Annotated in this window: 13 protein-coding genes; 8 read left to right on the forward strand and 5 right to left on the reverse strand. The window is 34.2% G+C overall.

From position 1 onward, the window contains the following. Positions 1-175: 175 nt before the first annotated feature. From fabG to CQ046_RS22585, 4 genes are all read right to left on the reverse strand, one after another. Positions 176-919 (reverse strand): 3-oxoacyl-[acyl-carrier-protein] reductase, encoded by a 744-nt coding sequence (gene fabG / locus CQ046_RS22570; protein ID WP_105704424.1) that lies wholly within the window; start codon positions 917-919, stop codon positions 176-178. A 173-nt stretch (positions 920-1,092) separates the two neighbouring features. Then, on the reverse strand, positions 1,093-2,604 hold the full coding sequence (locus CQ046_RS22575; RefSeq protein WP_123906674.1) for a WG repeat-containing protein: 1,512 nt from the start codon (positions 2,602-2,604) through the stop codon (positions 1,093-1,095). A 6-nt stretch (positions 2,605-2,610) separates the two neighbouring features. Then, entirely contained in the window at positions 2,611-3,285 is a 675-nt protein-coding gene (gene rsmI / locus CQ046_RS22580; RefSeq protein WP_047377914.1) for a 16S rRNA (cytidine(1402)-2'-O)-methyltransferase, read from the reverse strand. Between the two features lie 2 nt (positions 3,286-3,287). After that, positions 3,288-4,748, reverse strand: a complete 1,461-nt coding sequence (locus CQ046_RS22585) for a hypothetical protein (RefSeq protein ID WP_105704426.1) — start codon at positions 4,746-4,748, stop codon at positions 3,288-3,290. Positions 4,749-4,809: 61 nt separating this feature from the next. On the opposite strand from CQ046_RS22585, the gene CQ046_RS22590 reads away from it, so the two are divergent. The 6 genes from CQ046_RS22590 (at position 4,810) to CQ046_RS22615 (ending at position 13,555) form a co-directional block, all read left to right on the forward strand. Continuing rightward, the gene (locus CQ046_RS22590) at positions 4,810-5,397 is read left to right on the forward strand and encodes a thymidine kinase (protein WP_034694049.1); all 588 of its coding nucleotides are present in this window, start codon (positions 4,810-4,812) and stop codon (positions 5,395-5,397) included. Positions 5,398-5,570: 173 nt separating this feature from the next. After that, complete coding sequence (locus CQ046_RS22595; RefSeq protein WP_105704427.1) at positions 5,571-8,018, forward strand: bifunctional UDP-N-acetylmuramoyl-tripeptide:D-alanyl-D-alanine ligase/alanine racemase; 2,448 nt, start codon at positions 5,571-5,573, stop codon at positions 8,016-8,018. A 2-nt stretch (positions 8,019-8,020) separates the two neighbouring features. Further along, entirely contained in the window at positions 8,021-10,180 is a 2,160-nt protein-coding gene (locus CQ046_RS22600) for a patatin-like phospholipase family protein (protein ID WP_105704428.1), read from the forward strand. Between the two features lie 4 nt (positions 10,181-10,184). After that, the gene (ybeY, locus tag CQ046_RS22605; protein ID WP_105704429.1) at positions 10,185-10,604 is read left to right on the forward strand and encodes an rRNA maturation RNase YbeY; all 420 of its coding nucleotides are present in this window, start codon (positions 10,185-10,187) and stop codon (positions 10,602-10,604) included. A gap of 146 nt (positions 10,605-10,750) precedes the next feature. Further along, positions 10,751-12,613, forward strand: a complete 1,863-nt coding sequence (mnmG, locus tag CQ046_RS22610; protein WP_105704430.1) for a tRNA uridine-5-carboxymethylaminomethyl(34) synthesis enzyme MnmG — start codon at positions 10,751-10,753, stop codon at positions 12,611-12,613. 120 nt (positions 12,614-12,733) lie between these two features. After that, on the forward strand, positions 12,734-13,555 hold the full coding sequence (locus CQ046_RS22615; protein ID WP_105704431.1) for a class I SAM-dependent methyltransferase: 822 nt from the start codon (positions 12,734-12,736) through the stop codon (positions 13,553-13,555). A 1,517-nt stretch (positions 13,556-15,072) separates the two neighbouring features. On the opposite strand, the gene CQ046_RS22625 is transcribed toward CQ046_RS22615, so the two are convergent. After that, positions 15,073-16,263, reverse strand: a complete 1,191-nt coding sequence (locus CQ046_RS22625) for a phosphoglycerate kinase (RefSeq protein WP_105704434.1) — start codon at positions 16,261-16,263, stop codon at positions 15,073-15,075. A gap of 643 nt (positions 16,264-16,906) precedes the next feature. Between CQ046_RS22625 and rpiB the strand changes: the two genes are divergently transcribed. Then, positions 16,907-17,341, forward strand: coding sequence for a ribose 5-phosphate isomerase B (gene rpiB, locus CQ046_RS22630; protein WP_105682920.1), 435 nt, complete (start codon positions 16,907-16,909; stop codon positions 17,339-17,341). A gap of 337 nt (positions 17,342-17,678) precedes the next feature. Continuing rightward, a complete protein-coding gene (gene rnr / locus CQ046_RS22635) occupies positions 17,679-19,832 on the forward strand; it encodes a ribonuclease R (protein WP_105704433.1) in 2,154 nt (717 codons plus the stop codon). The last annotated feature ends 199 nt before the right edge of the window (positions 19,833-20,031 follow it).

Raw genomic sequence — 20,031 nt, forward strand, 5'->3', positions numbered from 1 at the left:
TTAGGATATAAAACAGCTAAAAGACGCATCGCTATGGAACTTCGGGATATGATTACCGCAATTCTAATAATATTTGCGGGGGGTGATCCTGCAAAAGTCTTCAAAACTTAAAACATAAAAAATGGTCGGAAATTTCTTCCGACCATGACTAGCACATGTGCAGCCTTTTTATATTTTAAGTTAACATTCCACCGTCAACGTTTAACGTTTGTCCGGTAATGTATGCTGACATTTCACTTCCTAAGAATACGCAAGCATTGGCGATATCTGCAGGCTGTCCTCCTCTCTTCATTGGAATTTCTTCTCTCCATCCCTGAACTGTTTTTTCGTCCAGAACAGCAGTCATTTCAGTTTCAATAAATCCAGGAGCAATAGCATTACATCTGATATTTCTTGATCCAAGTTCTAGTGCCACAGATTTTGTAAATCCGATAACTCCAGCTTTAGATGCTGCGTAGTTGGCCTGTCCTGCATTACCTTTTACTCCTACTACAGAGGTCATATTGATAATAGATCCGGATCTTGCCTTCATCATCGGCTTGATTACTGCTTTTGTAAGGTTAAAAACTGAGTCTAAGTTTACTTTGATTACTTTATCCCAATCGTCTTTAGACATTCTCAGTAACAGGTTATCTTTTGTAATCCCTGCATTGTTGATCAGAATATCAATCTGTCCGAATTCTACCATTACATCTTCCACCAATTTCTGAGCAGCATCGTAATCTGATGCGTCAGACTGATATCCCTTAATTTGGGTTACAGAACTTAAAGCTGCTTCTAATTCTTTTGCTTTGTCTACAGAACCAGCGTAGGTAAATGCTACTTTTGCCCCTTGCTGAGCAAACATTTCAGCGATACCTTTACCGATTCCTCTTGTAGCTCCGGTAATTAATGCTACTTTTCCTTCTAATATTTTCATATCTATTGATAATTATTTTCTTTTATAACTCGTTCAGCTTGTGACAGCTGCCTCTTGTTGCTTCTACAATTCCTCTCCGGAATTAAACGGTTTGCAAAGATATTATAAAATGTTATTCAAGCCATTTAAATTGTTAAAATACTGGATTTTTTTGACAATTTTCTGGATATTTATTAAAGCTGAACAGCGTTATTTTTAAATCTGGTGAAATAAATAAAATCTGTTTTTTTGCTTTTATCCAGCTTCAGTACTTCTTTCTGCCAGAAATATTTATCATAAATTATTTCTTTAAGCGGCTCATTCTGAAAGTTGGAAACCCCGAATTTACCTTCTTTTTTTACCACAATTTCATTTTCAGCATTTCCGAATGTTATAATATCTTCATAAATAAAGGGTACAATTTCTGTTCCTTTTCCGTCCAGAATGCCATAAAAATTGGCTGTATTTCTGCAAACCAACGGTTTTGAATAATGATTCAGTATATTAAAATATTCTATGCCTTCATTTTTGATTTGGCTGATATTTTTCAATTCAGACATTGATTGATCCTTCACAGAAAATCTGTAGTAACGATCATGCTTTCCAATGATTAAATTATCCGGATAGAATCCTAAAATCTGAACCCCTTCTCCTACAATATTTTTAAGATCTTTATCAAGAAATTGTTCTTCATTTCCTTTTTTAAGGTAGATAAAATCTTTACCGGAAATGTTGAAACTTTTGATAAAATCATATTCCAAAGGGAGAATCATATTTCCCTGCAGATCTACAATACCTGATTTTTTTAGCTTATCATGATAAACACTGAAAAGATTATTCAATAAAGGATCCAAATATTTAAAAGTCTGTGCATACAGCTTCTTATCTTTCTTATTGAAAATGGTTGTTTTTCCATTTTTTGTAAGATAGATATATTCTTTTTTACCAAAGTATTCCGGCGTAATATCGTTGAAGATTTCATTTGCAATGGTATTTTCTTCCGTGTCAATCAAGCCATATTTCCCTGTGCTTTTATTTTGGGTAATCAGGTAAGGATAGGCATTGATATTGACTATCCTTTTTGAAAACTTATGCAGCGTTTGGCCATTATTTCCAATGATTTCATTCTCATTATTTTCATTAATAATAAGTGCCTTATCATTGTCAAAGCTATAATCTTCTTTAAATTCACGCTCGCTGAGCTGTTTTCCATTAAGGTCAAACAGAAACCATCTTTTATCTTTTAAAACAAATAACCTGTTCTTCCCGGAAAAACGAATTTTTTCTGCATAGGGAATGATTTCTTTACCATTAAAATCATATACAGCTTCTCTGTCCTGTTTTGTAGAAATAATGCATTCTTCACTCCACCATGGTGTATTAAACTCATGATCATCCAAAGGAATAATTTCTTTTCCTTTTTCATCTATAACGGCAGATTTTCTACTGTTTCCTTCTTCAGAATAAAGAATAAACCTGTTTTTAAAAACATGCAAAATACCCCCTTTATAAGGAGATTCAAAGGTAATAGTCCCCAAAGAATCTACAATTCCCGGTTTCTTATAGCCAGCATCATAAAACGTTCCATATCCCTCAGAATAGGAACTTACCTCCTTATCTGTCTTTTTAGACAGGATCACTTTCATATATTGGTTAGTCTGTGCTGTACAGACTACAGAACTCAATACAAAAATTAATTTCTTCAAGGAAAATTAAATAGAATTGTTGACAATAAGAACGATCTCTCCTTTTAAAGTTTTACTCTTGGAAAACTCAATTAATTCATTGATTGTTCCGCGTTTGGTTTCTTCAAATTTTTTAGAGATCTCACGGCTTAAGCTTACTTTGGTTTCTTCCCCGAAGAATTCTTTGATCTGCTCCAGCGTGGTATTGATTTTATGAGGACTTTCGTAAAGAACAATGGTCTTTTTTTCTTCTGCAAGCTGCTTCAGCTTTGTTTGTCTGCCTTTCTTTTGTGGTAAAAAACCAGCGAATAAAAATTCGTTATTAGGAAGTCCGGAAACTACTAATGCCGGGATCAGAGCTGTTGCTCCAGGAAGGCAGATCATATCAATATTATTGTCTGCTCCTGCTTTTGCCAATAAATACCCAGGATCCGAAATACCGGGTGTTCCTGCATCGGTAATAATTGCGATATTCTGCCCGTTTTTAAGGTCTGTAATCACTTTCTCCGTTGCCTGATGTTCATTGTGTAAATGATATGATTTTAAAGGCTTGGAGATCTCAAAATGTTTTAAAAGTATTCCGGAAGTTCTGGTGTCTTCACATAAAATATAGTCTACTTCTTTCAGGACATTTACCGCCCTGAATGTCATATCTTCCAGGTTCCCAACGGGTGTAGGAACAAAATATAGGATTCCGCTCAAAATTATAAGAATTTATTTTCCACCAATATCCAAAGTCTCTGTGCATATTCATCCACTTTACTCCACTTTCTTTCGTAATACAGATCACTAAGATATTCTTTGGCTTCTTCCAGTGTTTTGAATTGGTTCAGCTGATATACTGCATCATTCAGGTCAGACTGGCTTCCTTCGAACAGCGTTTTTGAGAAAGCAATTCTGTCATTCAGATCCAGCTTAAACTCTGGTTTCTGCTTGTCTGCTTCCATAAATTGGGTAGGAATATTAGATTTCAGAATACTTCCTGTATCTTCTTTCACTACCGCCGGTTCTTTTTCTTTAGGAAATTCTGTTTCCAGATGATCATCATCAAAAAGTGACTGAACAGCTTTCAATCCTTTGATATTGGCTAATTTTATTTTTTTCTCCTGCTGATATGCTTCTAAGTTTTCAAAGCTCTCATCAGAAGGATGTCTGTCTGTTTCTTCAGGAACAGGCCTGTCTATTTCAACGATTTTTCTTCTGTCATAGACTTCAGCAAGAATACTTTCCTCTTTTACAGGTTCTTCAGAATGATCATTTTTTATCTCACTCAGAATGTTTTCTACATTGGAAGTTTCTGTAGCCATTTCTCCTTGTTCTATGGAAATATTGGAAGCTACAAACTGTTCTTCGTTTTCTTCAATCAATATTTCATCATCAAGAGTTTCTGTATCAAAAATACTTGGAATAATTTCTGTTACAGGAACATTAGTCTCATTTACAACAGCAAAATCGGTTTCTTTTTTGGACTCCTCCTCCAAGAATTCTTCTTCCTCTTCTTCGATCTCATTCAGCTGATTGTTGAAAATAACTTCTTCTTCCGTTACTTCATGATGAAACAGGTCTTCATTGAGATCTTCATCAGAATCTGGTGCAGAATCAGCAAGAATTTTTTCTTCATCTACAAAACTCAAAACCGCTCTCTGTTCTTCTGAAATTTCATTTTCGTCAATTTCATTCAGTTGATTATTGAAAACAGCTTCTTCTTCAAGAATTTCATGATCTGGAGCCTGTTCCTGGATATTTTCGTCCACAAAACTTACAATATTTTCATGGAATTCGTTTTCAACAATGTCATTCAACTGGTTATTGAAAACGGCCTCTTCTTCAGATCCGTCCGGGAAAAATTCATTTTCATCAATTTCATTCAGCTCATTATTAAAAATAGCTTCCTCTTCTGTCACTTCATTTCCTTTATCATGATGATCTGTTTCTCCTGATACAAAAGAGAGGTGCTGATGATCCTGATTTTGTCCCGAATCATCTGCAACAAAATATTCAATATTCTTTTCCAGCAGTTTCAAAAAAGAAATCCTGTTAGCAAGCTCATCTACAAGATCTTGCTTGGAAAGTAATTCGTCTATATTGCTTATTTTGTCCAGATTATCAATGATATTCATGGATTCAAAAAAAATCTTTTCCTTTAAATCTTGGATATTCTGCATAATAAGATTCTTATTAAAATTGCTTACTTTTGATGTTAAAAATATACGGCTAATTTAACAAATGTTTTTAGAAAATACAATTAATCATTCCAAACAAAGTGGTTGGATGGAAGTAATTTGTGGCTCTATGTTTTCGGGGAAAACCGAAGAACTGATTCGTAGATTGCGAAGAGCGGAAATGGCAGGACAGAATGTGGAAATTTTTAAACCAAAAATGGATATACGGTATTCTGAAGAGGATGTAGTGTCTCATAATCAGAATAAAATTCGTAGTACAGCAGTGGAAAATCCCAATGAAATTCTTCTGTTGGCATCCAATTGTGATGTAGTAGCCATTGATGAAGCTCAGTTTTTCGATGAAAGTATTGTAGATGTTGCCAATCAGCTTGCCAATAGTGGTATCAGAGTGGTCATTGCCGGATTAGATATGGATTTTTTAGGTCGTCCGTTCGGGCCAATGCCCAATTTGATGGCTACAGCAGAATATGTAACAAAAGTGCATGCTATTTGCAAAAGAACAGGTAATCTTGCCAACTATTCTATGAGGACTTCACAGGGAGATAATCTGGTAGAATTGGGAGAAACTGAAAGCTATGAAGCAGTAAGCCGCCGTGTTTTTATTGACGAAGTACTTTCAAAAAGAAAATAAATATAGAGAAGGTAAAACAATAAAAACTGTGTTTACCAAACCATAAGATCTATTCACTTAATATAAATTGAAAAGCGAAAACGCTCTATTGTAAAATAGTAAAAAGGGGAAATAAAATCTCTTACAATTTTACCTTTTGCCGTTTCGCACAAAATAAAGCAGAAAGGGTACCAATGAACTATACAGTACAACACATTGCAGAGATCACCAATGCACAGATCATTGGAGACGGAAATATATTGATCAAAAATATAGCCTACGACAGCAGGATTATTTATTCTACCAAGAATACTGCGTTTATAGCGATCAATACTCATAAAAATTCCGGGGAAAAATTTATTGAATCTGCAATAGACAGAGGTATCAATGTCATTATTTCTGAACACCATTATCCGGATTTTGAAAATATAACCTGGATCATTGTTGAAAATTCCGTAGAGTTTCTTCAAAAATTAGCAAAGTATCATTTCGAAAATTCTCACTTACAATCTATCGGAATCACAGGAAGTAATGGTAAAACGATTTTAAAAGAATGGTTGTATCAATGCTTATGGAACGAATTTCCTACGGTAAAAAGTCCTAAAAGTTTCAATTCTCAGATCGGTCTTCCACTCTCTCTTCTTCAGATTAACAGCTCTTATCAGCTGGGAATTTTTGAAGTGGGAATTTCAAAACCGCACGAAATGGAAAAGCTTGAAAATATTTTTCATCCTCAAATCGGATTATTGACTCATATCGGAACTGCCCATGCTGCCAACTTTTCTTCCGAAGAAGAATTGATTGATGAAAAAATCATACTTTTTAAGAATTCTGAAGTCATCATTTATAATGGTGACCATTCTTTGGTTGATCAAAAAATTAAAAAATCCTATTCTGATAAAAAATTAATTTCTTACGGTTTTAAAAAAGAGAACCAGGTATTCATCAAAAACAATATTTCTAAAGATGAAAACATTATTGTTGAATATTTTGGTGAAGAAATCAGTTTTCCGGCTCATCAGAGAGACGAAGCGACGTTAACCAATGCTATGGCGCTTATCACAGTCCTTAAGGAACTGGATATCGAAAATAAAAAGATCGTTGAAAAAATCAACCTTTTAAAGGCCGTTGAAATGAGGCTTGAAGCAATTGAAGGAATTAAAGGCAATATTGTCATCAATGATTCTTTTAATCTTGACCTCGATTCTTTGAAGACTGCCCTTCAGTTTTTGAATGAATATAATAAATCTAAAAAATCTTTGGTCTTAACAGATATTGTAGGAGTGAATTCCAATGCCAAAGAATTGTACGAAGAAGTTTCTGAACTGGTGAACGAACAGCATTTTGATTCTGTTTTCTTAATCGGTGATGAAATTTCAAACTTTAGTGAATTATTTAAAGCTAAAACATATACTTTCATTGACACTAAAGAATTAATTGAAAGCAAGTATCTTACTGAATTAGAAAATCAGATTATTCTGCTAAAAGGAGCCAGAAAATTTGAAATTGAAAGATTAAAAGATATTCTTGAATTAAGAAAGCATGATACGGTTCTGGAAGTAAACCTTAATGCAATACTTCATAATATCAATTATCATAAATCACTTCTGAAACCGGGAACCAAAATGATGGCTATGGTAAAAGCCAATGCCTATGGTCTGGGAAGTTATGAAGTATCTGAGTTTCTACAGCACCACCATATAGATTACCTTGGAGTAGCTTATGTAGATGAAGGCGTAGAGCTTCGTAAAAAAGGAATTACAACACCTATTATTGTAATGAACCCTGAGCAGCATAGCTATCAGACTATTATAGAATACAACCTTGAGCCAGAAATTTACAGTTTCAGAGTTCTGGATTTATTTTATGAAGCCGTTCAGAGATCAGGCTATGACAAAAAATACCCTATTCATATCAAGCTGGAAACCGGAATGCACCGTCTTGGTTTCAAAGATTTTGAGCTGGATCTGTTAAGTGAAACTTTAAGCCAGAAAAACGTAAAAGTACAAAGTCTATTTAGCCATTTATCTTCTTCGGATATGCCTGAAGAAAAGGAATTTACTTTGAAACAACTTGAAGTCTTCGACAGAAATTCCAGTTATCTTATTGAAAAATTAGGCTACGCTCCTATCCGTCATATTCTGAATTCGGCTGGAATAACAAGTTATAAAGATCATCAGCACGATATGGTGAGAATTGGTATCGGTATGCTTGGAGAATCTGCAGATCCTGAAATTCAGAAGCAATTAAGATCTGTAGTAAGTTTTAAAACCGTAATTTCACAGATATCAACCGTTGAAAATGGCGAATCTGTTGGTTACAGTAGAAGGTATAAAGCAGATCACGCTACAAGAATTGCGACTATTCCCGTGGGATATGCAGACGGAATACCAAGGCTGATCGGAAATCAGGTTGGAAATGTAGGGATTAATAAAACATTGGCACCCATCGTAGGAAATATCTGTATGGATATGATGATGATCAATGTAGACCATATTCCCAATGTAAAAGAAGGTGATACCGTAACTGTTTTCAATGCCCAGCCAAGCTTAAAAGAATTCGCAGAATACTGCAAAACGATAACCTATGAAGTATTAACCTCCATTTCGCCGCGGGTGAAACGGATTTATATAAAAGATTAATTATGAGAAAACTCCTGATTCTGCTTTTCATATTCCCATTGTTATTGATCCATTCTCAGGTAAAAAAAGATTTGGTGGTGCCCAAAAACCCAAAGATAGGACTGTCACTTGCCGGTGGTGGTGCCAAGGGATTTTCACATGTGGGAGTTCTTAAAGTTTTAGATTCATTGGGAGTAAAAGTGGACTATATCTCCGGGACAAGTATGGGAGCCATTGTAGGTGGATTGTATGCCGCCGGCTATTCCGGAAAAGAAATTGAAAAAATAGTCATGGATACTGATTTCTATTCTTTAATCATGGATCCGAAGTCAAGACAGGAAGCCAGTTTTTTCAATAAATCTGTAGACAAATACCTTTTATCTATTCCGCTTAAAAACGGAAAAATTACACTTCCCTCCTCTATCAGTACCGGCCAGAGAAATGTTTATCTCCTGAAAGAACTTTTTAAGAACGTTTCCAATATTGAGGACTTTTCCAAAATGCCAATTCCCTTCTTATGCGTTGCTACCAATCTTGAAAGCGGCAATATGCAGATTTTTGAAAAAGGAGATCTGGTACAGTCTATCATGGCGAGTTCCGCATTTCCTTCTTTAATGGATCCTGTAAAAATTGGTGACAGTATTTATATTGACGGAGCCATGACGGTAAACTATCCCTCAAAGCCTTTGAAGGATAAAGGAATTGATATTGTCATCGGTGTGGACCTTAATCAGGATCTATCAAAAAGAGAAGACTTAAACAATATTATTTCCATCCTGAATCAGGTCATTGATTTCGGAATAAAAAAAGATACCAGAAAGCAGTATAAATATACAGACATCAATATAAAACCGAATCTTAAAGGAATGTCTGCTACAAGCTACGATGATAAAAAGAAAATTCTGGACAGCGGTTATGTTGAAGGATTAAAATATACCCAGATATTAGATCAGCTACCAAAACGTCCGTTTGACCGCCTAAGACAGCGTGTAAACCCTATTTATTCCAATGTATATAAGATAGACAGCATTTCTATTGAAGGAAGTAAAATCTACGGAAAAAACTATACTCTGGGAAAAATGGGACTGCGTCTCCCCTCTTTACAAACTTATGGAAACATCAATAAAATGATTGATAAATTAGTTGCAACCAACAACTATAAATTTATTAATTATGATATCGTTCAGGAAAATGATGCCAACTATCTGAAACTTTACGTGACAGAAGATGATACCCGCCATTTTTTAAAATTTGGTCTTCATTATGATGAAGTTTTTAAAACAGGACTTCTTTTGAATTATTCTGCTAAAAGACTTTTATTCAAAAATTCAAACCTTTCCTTAGATGTCGTTGTAGGAGACCGTCTGAGATATTATCTAAACTATTTTATAGACAACGGATATATCCCCGGATTTGGTATCTATTCATCCGGAATGAGCTTTGATATAAAGAATGTAGACAACTATGCTGTAGACCGCTGGGAATGGCTCAGAAACGAGGCATATGTGCAGTCTATATGGAAAGATAAGTTTGCTATTGGCGGTGGTATCAGCCACGATTATTTCAAAGCAGAAAACAGCAATGGTGACAACAGACGTTACAGCCGTTTCTTAAACCCTTATATCTTCATAAAAACCGATACTCAGGATGATAAAGAGTTTCCTACAAAAGGGGTTTATTTTGCTGCTGAAGGAAAGGTAATAGATCTTTTAAAGTCTGAAGTAGACAAAAGAATCATTCAGATCAAGGCAGATCTTAGGCTTAATATTCCTCTGGGTAAACAATTCAGTTATCGTCTGAATTTATTCGGAGGTCTTACCATTGGCGAAAACCTTCCAGCCTATTACCAATTCAGATTAGGTGGAATTTTTGAACAGAATTTGATTAATTTCAAAAGCTTCGGAGGGTTTTATTTTGCACAGCTTTATACAAATAATGTGATATTGGCATCTAATGATATCCAATTTAAATTTAACAAAAACTATTTTATCAGTGGAAACTTCAGCTTTGCTAACTTATCAAACGATATCAAGTTTGAAGATGCAGTTAAAGTAAATTATAGTTCACTGGGAATAACGGCTGGTTACAAATCTCCTTTTGGGCAGATAAAAGTAAACTTCAGCCACTCACTTAAAAATAACCAAAAAGGTATATTCAGTGTTATTTTAGGACACTGGTTTTAAAAAAATGATACAGTTCTTTTACGAAAGCTTACCAGAATCGGTAAGTACAGACTACAAAAAATGGCTGGAAGATCTTATTCTTTCAGAAGGAAAAAAACTAGGAGAAATCAATTACATTTTCTGTGATGATGAATATCTTCTTAAGATCAATCAGGATTATTTGCAGCATGATTATTATACAGATATTATCACTTTTGATTATGTAAAAGGCAAGACAATAAGCGCTGAGATTTTCGTATCTTTGCAGCGCATTTCTGATAACGCCTCTACCCTTTCCCGAGATTATGAAGAAGAATTAAGAAGGGTTTTAGCCCATGGTATTTTGCACCTTGCAGGCTATAAAGACAAGACAGAAGAGGAAGAAAAAGAGATGCGGAGAATGGAAGATTTGTACTTAGATAAATACAGGAATTTAAAATTTTAAATTGAACAATCACTTAAAGTCCTACACCTAAAGTACTCTATTCTAGTAACAATATAAGTTTATCTAGAGTGCATTCTTCAAAAATGTTTCACGTGAAACATTGGTTATAGAGATAAGGTTTAAAGCTTAAAACAAGCGAGATAAAAATGATTTCAGAAATATATGATGTAATAGTAGTAGGTGCCGGACACGCAGGTTGTGAAGCCGCTGCGGCAGCAGCCAACCTAGGTTCAAAAACACTACTTGTTACAATGAATATGCAGACCATCGGACAGATGAGTTGCAACCCGGCAATGGGCGGAATCGCAAAAGGACAGATCGTAAGAGAGATTGATGCAATGGGAGGATATTCCGGAATTGTAGCAGACAAATCTGCTATCCAATTCAAGATGCTAAATCTTTCAAAAGGTCCCGCGATGTGGTCTCCGAGAACCCAAAATGACAGAATGCTTTTTGCCGAAGAATGGCGCTTAGCATTAGAGAATACTCCCAATCTTGATTTCTTTCAGGATATGGTAAAACAATTGATTGTTGAAAATAATAAAGTAACTGGAGTGGTTACTTCTTTAGGAATTGAGATCAAAGCAAAATCTGTAATTCTCACCAACGGTACTTTTCTTAACGGATTAATTCACGTTGGAGATAAACAATTAGGCGGAGGAAGAATGGGTGAACCAAGAGCATTTGGAATTACAGAACAATTGGTCACTTTAGGTTTCGAAGCAGGAAGAATGAAAACCGGAACTCCACCGAGAGTAGACGGAAGAAGTTTGGATTATTCAAAAATGGAAGAACAAAAAGGAGATGAAAATCCTCAAAAGTTCAGCTATCTTGATACACCAAAACTGACAAAACAATTAAGCTGTCATATTGTATATACCAACGAAACGGTACACGATATTTTAAGAGAAGGTTTTGACAGAAGCCCAATGTTCAATGGAACGATTCAAAGTTTAGGACCAAGATACTGTCCAAGTATTGAAGATAAAATTAATCGTTTTGCAGAAAGAAACAGACACCAGCTTTTCGTAGAACCGGAAGGATGGAAAACTGTAGAGATCTATGTAAACGGATTCAGTTCTTCTCTTCCTGAGGATGTACAAATCAAAGCAATGAAACAAATTCCTGGATTTGAAAACGTAAAAGTTTTCCGTCCGGGTTATGCTATTGAATATGATTACTTCCCTCCTACCCAATTGAAACATACCCTGGAAACAAAATTAATTGACAATTTATATTTCGCAGGCCAAATCAATGGTACAACCGGATATGAAGAAGCAGCCGGACAAGGATTAATTGCTGGTATCAATGCACACAACAAAGTTCACGAAAAAGGAGACTTTATCCTAAACAGAGATGAAGCTTACATCGGAGTATTGATTGACGATCTAATTACCAAAGGAACTGAAGAACCTTATAGAATGTTTACTTCTCGTGCAGAATACAGGCTTCTTTTAAGACAGGATAATGCAGATATCAGACTTACTGAAAAAGCGTACCAGTTAGGACTGGCAAAAGAAGACAGATTAAAACGAGTTGAAGCAAAAGCATCTGAAAGTCAATCACTTGAAGAGTTTCTTCGCGAAACTTCTTTAAAACCTGGAGTAATTAATCCTATTCTTGAATCTATTGAGAGCAATCCTGTAGATCAGGCATACAGAGCAGCACAGTTTCTTACCAGACCTAATATAACGTTAGAAAAGCTGGATGAAATTGATGCTATTAAAGAAGTTTCCTCTCAATACAGTGACGAAGTAAGAGAACAGGCAGAAATCAATATAAAATATAAAGGATATATTGAGAAAGAAAAAGAAAATGTAGCGAAGCTGAACCGTCTGGAAAACATTAAAATTCCGGAAGACTTTGATTATACGAAGCTAAGCAGCCTTTCTGCAGAAGCAAAACAGAAGATGTCTAACGTACGGCCGAAGACCATTGCACAAGCAGGAAGAATAAGCGGAGTTTCTCCAGCTGACATTAACGTTTTACTAGTCTATTTAGGACGTTAAAAAAAGAAATGTTTCACGTGAAACATTAAAAATAATAAAACAGAAATTAAGGTATTTATGAGGCTCTATTAACCTCTGAATATCTTAATTTTTTTACAAGATAAAAAGGTAGCGATTTCAATGAAAATAAAAGATCATTTTCTTTCACAGGAAATATTTGAGATTAAAGAAACAGATACAAAAGGAGTCTTTAAGACCTCCCCTGTCCCATCCAATATATCCAGATATTATGAAAGTGAAGATTACATTTCTCATCATCAGGATTCCGGAACCCTGAAAGAAAAACTATATAAATTTCTTCAATCTTTTAATCTACAGTACAAAAAAAATATACTGGTAGATAGAATAAAAAAAGGATCAAAAGTTCTTGATTACGGATGTGGTGCCGGAGAGTTTGTAAAATATATAGAAAATGATTTTGAAACATTCGGTTTTGAACCAGATTCTGATGCAAGAAAAGCTGCAGAGAACAAAATAACCAAAGCTTCAATTTTAGATGATATCAATAAAATTGAAGAAAACAGCTTAGATGCCATTACACTATGGCATGTTTTTGAACACATCGAAAACCAAGATGAAATGCTTAATGCTTTTCACGGGAAATTAAAAGAAAAAGGAATTCTTGTTATTGCAGTTCCCAACCCTACTTCTTATGATGCCAAACATTATAAAGAATATTGGGCAGCTTATGATGTACCAAGACATATTTATCATTTTTCTAAAAATGGTATGGAAAATCTAATTTCTAAAAACTCAGACTGGAAAATGAGAAAGATTAAACCCTTAGTCCTTGACTCATACTATATCTCCATGCTGAGCGAAAAATACAAAAAATCACCACTATTTTGGGCAAAAGCAGTGATCCACGGAACAATTTCTAACGTAAAGGCGTTATTTTCCAACGAATTTTCAAGTTTGATATACATTATCGAAAAAAGATAGAAAATCGATTTTTGAGCCATTTATGAAGGTCGATTTTCAACGTTTTCAGCCTTAAAATTAAAAAACTCAGGATTTTTTTTCCTGAGTTTTCTTTTTTTCATCAAACCTTATTTTTATATCTAGTATAATTTTAATAAAATCTGAAGAAAATATTTACACTTAAAATATTTTCTTTCTTAAATTTAAGAGACATCTCTCCCCTACTCCATTTTACAAATTGAACAAATTAACTATTTTCAAAACTCTTCTCTTAAAGTTCTACTTAAACTTAAAAATATCAGTTTTTATATCTACTTCTACCAGTATAAATAAAAAAGCATTAAAAATTGATTTCAGAAAGCAAATTCTTTCAAAAACAGGTGCAATTTTAATTCAAAATAAACCGAGATATAAATACTTGGAAAAATAGAGAAAATCGATTTTTAAGCTATTTATGAAGGTCGATTTTCAGCACTTTTATAGAAAAAAATAAAATTTAGTTGATCAGGAACTCTACATCTATTCAAATCAAAAAATTCAAATTATCAGTTTACTTGAAAAAAAATTTGATCGAAAATAAGTGAATGAAAAATTAAGACTCCCCTACTCCATCTTCACATATTTATAAAAAATTTGAAATGCCCTAAATTATAATTTTCAAAAGAATTTGATAAAGTTTTTAAATACAAAAGAATTTGATAGCAAATGAAAATTTGTGAAGTAAAAAAATTCGAATGCAGATCTAAAAATCGTACGCTATTTAAAAATCTAAACTGGAGAATTTAGAAAAAATTAAAATAATTTTAAACATCTAGTCAATTCTAAAATTTGAAAGGAAAATATAAAAAAAGAAAATTTATCTTTAAAAATACATAACGTATTCATTCTATGATATTTAATAAAACAAAATAACCAACAAATAAATAGCTTAATTATTGATATACAATATAATACAGCGTCTTCACATAAATATGAAATAAAATAAAAATTATAGGCCAATTTTAAAACACGAAAAAAGTAATCAAATCTCTCCTGCAAAAAATAAAATTTCGAAAAACAATATAAAACTTAGGTCTAAGGATTATAGCTTAAAAAATATTGAAAATCTCGTAATGGACAAAAATTAAGATCAGAGAAAAACACTTTAATTCATATAGAATATTTTGATTGAATCAGTTCAAATAAAAGCATTCATTTTCTATATGAAATACCTTAAAATCATTTGAAAAAATGATCATGAGAACGTACGATGATTTCAAAATTTAATGCTAAAAATAGAGTCAGTTTTATTAAGAATTCACGATAAAATGCGAAAATAAAATCTTAAATAATATAGGAATTTAAGGGTAGAATGTAAGCTAAAATCTATTGGAAAACCTAAGTATCTGAAAGAGAATATACCCTAAGCTCGTATAACTAAAAGTTATATCTAAAAATACTTTAAAAACCCCTTCAATAAAGGATTTCATTAAAGTTTCAGGCAGAAAAAAAGTCTGCTAATATAATTAGCAGACTTCATAATATTTCTTTTTTTCTTATTAATTGTTGATCGCAGCAACTCCTGGTAACTCAAGTCCTTCAAGACTTTCAAGCATTGCTCCACCACCGGTAGACACATAACTTACCTGATCAGCATATCCGAATTGTTTAACGAAAGCAACACTGTCTCCACCTCCTACTAAAGAGAAAGCTCCTAATCTTGTTGCTTCAGCAATACTCTCACCCAATGCAATAGTTCCGCCAGCAAAATTTGACATTTCAAAAACTCCGATTGGTCCATTCCAAAGAATTGTTCTTGAATTTAACAATACATCATTGAACTGATCTCTTGATTTGTGACCTGCGTCAAGTCCCATCCATCCTTCAGGGATTGCATAGATATCAACTTCCTTTCTCTCTACATCATTACTAAAACTTTCAGCGATGATTGCATCAGATGGAAGATATACTTTTACTTTATGCTCTTTTGCTTTTCCTAAAATCTCAAGAGCTAAAGGAATTTTATCTTCTTCTACCAAAGAATTACCAATTTTCCCTCCAAGAGCCTTAATAAAGGTAAATGCCATACCTCCTCCGATGATCAGATTATCCACTGCAGGAAGAATATTTTCTATAATGGTAATTTTAGTTGAAACTTTAGAACCTCCCAGAATAGCTGTAACAGGTCTTTCACCACTCTTTAATACTTTATCAATCGCTTGAAGCTCTTTAGCCATTAATAAACCGAAATATTTAGTTGATGGAAAGTATTGAGCAATCACTGCAGTGGAAGCATGAGCTCTGTGAGCTGTACCAAATGCATCGTTTACATAAGCATCTCCAAGCTTAGAAAGTTTCTCTGCGAATGCAGCATCTCCTTTTTCTTCTTCATTATGAAAACGTACATTTTCCAATAACAAGATTTCCCCTGGTTTTAGGTCTGCAGCAGCCTGTTCAGCTTTCTCACCGATACACTCATCTACAAACTTTACTTCACGTCCTAAAACGGAAGAAACTTCGCCAAGAATATGTTGAAGAGAAAATTCATCTTTCACTTCTCCCTTTGGTCTTCCAAGGTGTGTAATTAAGATGACAGAACCACCATCATTAAGGATCTTCTCCACTGTTGGCTTCACAGCAACAATTCTTGTATTGTCCGTCACCTTCAGCTGATCGTCCTGAGGAACATTGAAGTCCACTCTTACCAGAGCCTTCTTGTCTTTAAAATTGAAATCATTGATTGTTTTCATACGTAGATCTATTTTTTTCCAAGTCTTATGAAATCCCTTGAGCCAGATTCCGGATTGCATTTCCGCAAATCCCGGCAGGTCAATTTCATGCAACTCATTGAATTTTCGTTTCACAAATGTAAGGTTTTAAACTTTTTCAACACTTTGATTAAAATAAAAGTTTTCAAAAACTTTCCCCGAACCCAATCACCCACTAATCAACAATTTTTTCTCTTTTAAAAAAAAGAATAATGTAGTTGTTGTTGAGTGTTGTTAGTTTCGGGGATAAGTTTTAGACTAATAATTGATAACATTCAACTTTTATTAAATTCATATTTAACTCACAATATAAATCCTTGTAAATCCGCTATTTCACATACTTATTAACAAATGTTGGTAACTTTGAGGGGAAGCCATTATTAGTTATTTTATTATGGAAAAAGCTGGGGATAGCTGAAGAAAACATCTGGAAAGTTGTGGCAAAGAATTGTGGAAAGAATTTCTATTACGAAATAAATTGATCTTTAAAAATAGAAAGTTGATAAAAGTTTTCCACACTTATTAACATACCTTTTCACAATTAACTCAGGGTTTACTAACACGAATTGTTATTATTCTTACCTTTGTAAGGAAATAGAATCTAATAAAGCTTAATAAGAGTATTATGAAAAGAAAAATTGCTATCGCAGCGGACCATGCAGGCTATGAATATAAGGAGATTGTTAAGAACTACCTTTCAGAACGTTTTGAGGTTCAGGATTTTGGCACGTTTTCCACAAACAGTGTGGATTATCCTGACTTTGTGCACCCTGCGGCAACCTCTGTGGAAAACGGAGAAAATGAGTTGGGAATTCTGATCTGCGGAAGCGGAAACGGGGTTCAGATCACTGCGAACAAACACCAGAAAATAAGATGTGCTTTATGCTGGATGCCGGAGATTGCGACCCTGGCAAGACTGCATAATGATGCCAACATGATTTCAATGCCGGCAAGATTTATATCAAAAGAACTGGCCATTGAAATTGTAGATAAATTTCTTTCAACAGACTTCGAAGGTGGAAGACACCAGAACAGAGTTGATAAAATTGCAGTTTGCTAAAATATAATAAGGCTTGTAAATCATATTACAAGCCTTATTTATTTTTTATTCGTACATTTGCAGTGTCCAATAGAAATTACACTCTATTATTCTCCAAAGCCTTTCTTATATTTGAAATATATTTAATAGAAGGTTTTCTCTTTTCTTCTCAAGAATTGTATTAAATTTATACAAAACTAAAGCTCCCGTTCTAAGTAAACTGAAAGATAATTTCTGATGATGTACGGAAAGAATCTAATGATGAAATTGAATAACCTATATAAAGGAATGAATGGGAAAAGATTTAGGAAAAGGTTTTATTTGAAATAAGACCAAAACAATTAAAAAGAAAATTAACATGCCAAAAAAAAGAAAATATATAAGTCATAAAAATGATTTAAAAATGATGGAGATCGGAAGATTGATTCTCCGTTTTATGAATGCAAATTCATCCAAAATTTATAATTACAAGCAGATCGCTGATGGAATAGACTATAAAAATCCAAGACAAAGAGAACTTGTGATCCAGGCACTGCATAAACTTCAGGGATCTGAAAAGATCAAAGAAGTAGAAAAAGGAAAATATATCGTGAACCTGAAAATTGCAGGAACGCTTACCGGAATTATTGACTTCAACCAAAGTGGAAATGCGTATGTAAAAGTGGAAGGATTGGAAGATGATGTCTTCGTTCATGCCAAAAATGTGAAGGATGCCCTGCAGGGAGATAAGGTTCTTATTATAACTTATCATTATAAAGGAAAGAAATTAGAAGGCTCCGTTTTGGAAGTTTTGGAACGTAACAGAACTGAATTTGTAGGAACATTTCAGAAGGTTGCTCATAAAGAATTTGGGTTTGTTGTATGTGATAAAAAATCAATCAATACAGATATCTTTATTCCGAAAGGAAAATTCAGCACAGCAGAAGATGGTGATAAGGTCATTGTAAAAATGACAGAATGGAGGCCGGGAGATAAAAATCCGGAAGGAGAAATCATTCAGGTGCTGGGTGCTCCGGGAGAACATGAAACGGAAATCCACTCTATTCTTGCAGAATACGGACTGCCTTATGAATTTCCATCTGAAGTAGAAGCGGATGCAGATAAAATCGACAGAAGTATTACGGATGAAGAGGTTACAAAGCGTTGGGATATGCGTAGTATCTGTACATTTACCATTGACCCTAAGGATGCGAAAGATTTTGATGATGCTTTATCCATAAGAAAACTGGAAAATGGAAACTGGGAAATCGGGGTTCATATTGCAGATGTATCTCATTATGTAGTTCCGGGAACGATCTTAGATGATGAAGCATATAAGAGAGCAACTTCTGTATATCTTGTTGACAGGGTTGTACCAATGCTTCCTGAAGTTTTGAGTAATGATGTGTGTTCCCTCCGTCCGAACGAAGATAAATATACTTTTTCAGCCGTTTTTGAACTAAATGATAATGCTGAAATTCAAAAGCAGTGGTTTGGAAGAACGGTTATCCATTCAGACAGAAGATTTACCTATGAGGAAGCTCAGGAACGTATCGAATCCGGACAGGGAGATCTTGCGGAAGAAATCAATACACTTGATAAATTAGCTAAAATTTTGCGTCATGAACGTATCAGAAGAGGTGCTATTACTTTTGACAGAAGTGAAGTAAGATTCAATCTTGATGAAAATAATGAGCCGATTGGTGTTTACTTTAAAATAAGCAAAGACTCCAATCACCTGATTGAAGAATTTATGCTTTTAGCCAATAAGAAAGTATCAGAATTTGTATCCCTTTCAAGAAAAGGTGAGATCACCAACAATACATTTATTTACAGGGTTCACGATGATCCGGATCCTGCAAAATTAGAATCTTTGAGAGATTTTGTAGCCACTTTCGGATATAAAATGAATCTTGCCAATACCAAAAAGGTAGCAGAATCTTTGAATAAACTTCTTCATGATGTAAAAGGAAAAGGGGAAGAGAATATGATTGAAACTCTTGCGATGAGGAGTATGAGTAAAGCCGTATATTCTACAGAACCGATTGGCCATTATGGTCTTGGTTTTGAATATTACAGCCACTTTACCTCTCCTATCCGCCGTTACCCGGATTTGCTTGCACACCGTCTTCTTCAGCATTATCTGGATGGAGGAAAATCTCCAAACAGAGGTGAGCTTGAAGACAAAGCAAAACACTGCAGTGCGATGGAAAGACTGGCAGCAGACGCGGAAAGAGATTCTATCAAGTTTATGCAGGTGAAATTCATGGAAAAACATCTGGGAGAAACTTTCAAAGGAGTGATTTCCGGAGTTGCAGAATTTGGTTTCTGGGTAGAAATTCCAGAAAACGGAGCAGAAGGATTGATCAAGCTTAGAGATCTTGTAGATGATTCTTACATGTATGATGCAAAAACCCATGCAGTATATGGAATAAGACACGGAAACAAATACCAGCTGGGAGATGAAGTTCAGATCAAAGTGGTAAAAGCGAATCTTATTCAGAAACAGCTTGATTTCCAGATTGTGAAGTAATGACAAGAATAGATAAATCTATTGTCTTTAGTATCTTAAATGCAATATTATTGATAACAGTCATTTTTAATACTGTTATCAATTTTTATCTTTTTGTATTGGTTCTGATTGTTCTTGTTATAGAACTCATCTTGACTTTCTTTTTATGAATTTTTTACAAGCAATAACAATAAAAGCTAAATAATTGAATCCGATCCAG

Origin of the sequence: Chryseobacterium sp. MYb7 (assembly GCF_002979455.1) — a bacterium.
GTDB lineage: Bacteria > Bacteroidota > Bacteroidia > Flavobacteriales > Weeksellaceae > Chryseobacterium.

Coding starts and splice junctions, on each gene's coding strand:
- mnmG (WP_105704430.1), top strand. CDS start 10,751: ATGATTTCAGAAATATATGATGTAATAGTAGTAGGTGCCGGACACGCA.
- ybeY (WP_105704429.1), top strand. CDS start 10,185: ATGATACAGTTCTTTTACGAAAGCTTACCAGAATCGGTAAGTACAGAC.
- CQ046_RS22625 (WP_105704434.1), bottom strand. CDS start 16,263: ATGAAAACAATCAATGATTTCAATTTTAAAGACAAGAAGGCTCTGGTA.
- CQ046_RS22585 (WP_105704426.1), bottom strand. CDS start 4,748: ATGCAGAATATCCAAGATTTAAAGGAAAAGATTTTTTTTGAATCCATG.
- CQ046_RS22615 (WP_105704431.1), top strand. CDS start 12,734: ATGAAAATAAAAGATCATTTTCTTTCACAGGAAATATTTGAGATTAAA.
- CQ046_RS22600 (WP_105704428.1), top strand. CDS start 8,021: ATGAGAAAACTCCTGATTCTGCTTTTCATATTCCCATTGTTATTGATC.
- fabG (WP_105704424.1), bottom strand. CDS start 919: ATGAAAATATTAGAAGGAAAAGTAGCATTAATTACCGGAGCTACAAGA.
- rpiB (WP_105682920.1), top strand. CDS start 16,907: ATGAAAAGAAAAATTGCTATCGCAGCGGACCATGCAGGCTATGAATAT.
- CQ046_RS22590 (WP_034694049.1), top strand. CDS start 4,810: ATGTTTTTAGAAAATACAATTAATCATTCCAAACAAAGTGGTTGGATG.
- CQ046_RS22595 (WP_105704427.1), top strand. CDS start 5,571: ATGAACTATACAGTACAACACATTGCAGAGATCACCAATGCACAGATC.
- rnr (WP_105704433.1), top strand. CDS start 17,679: ATGCCAAAAAAAAGAAAATATATAAGTCATAAAAATGATTTAAAAATG.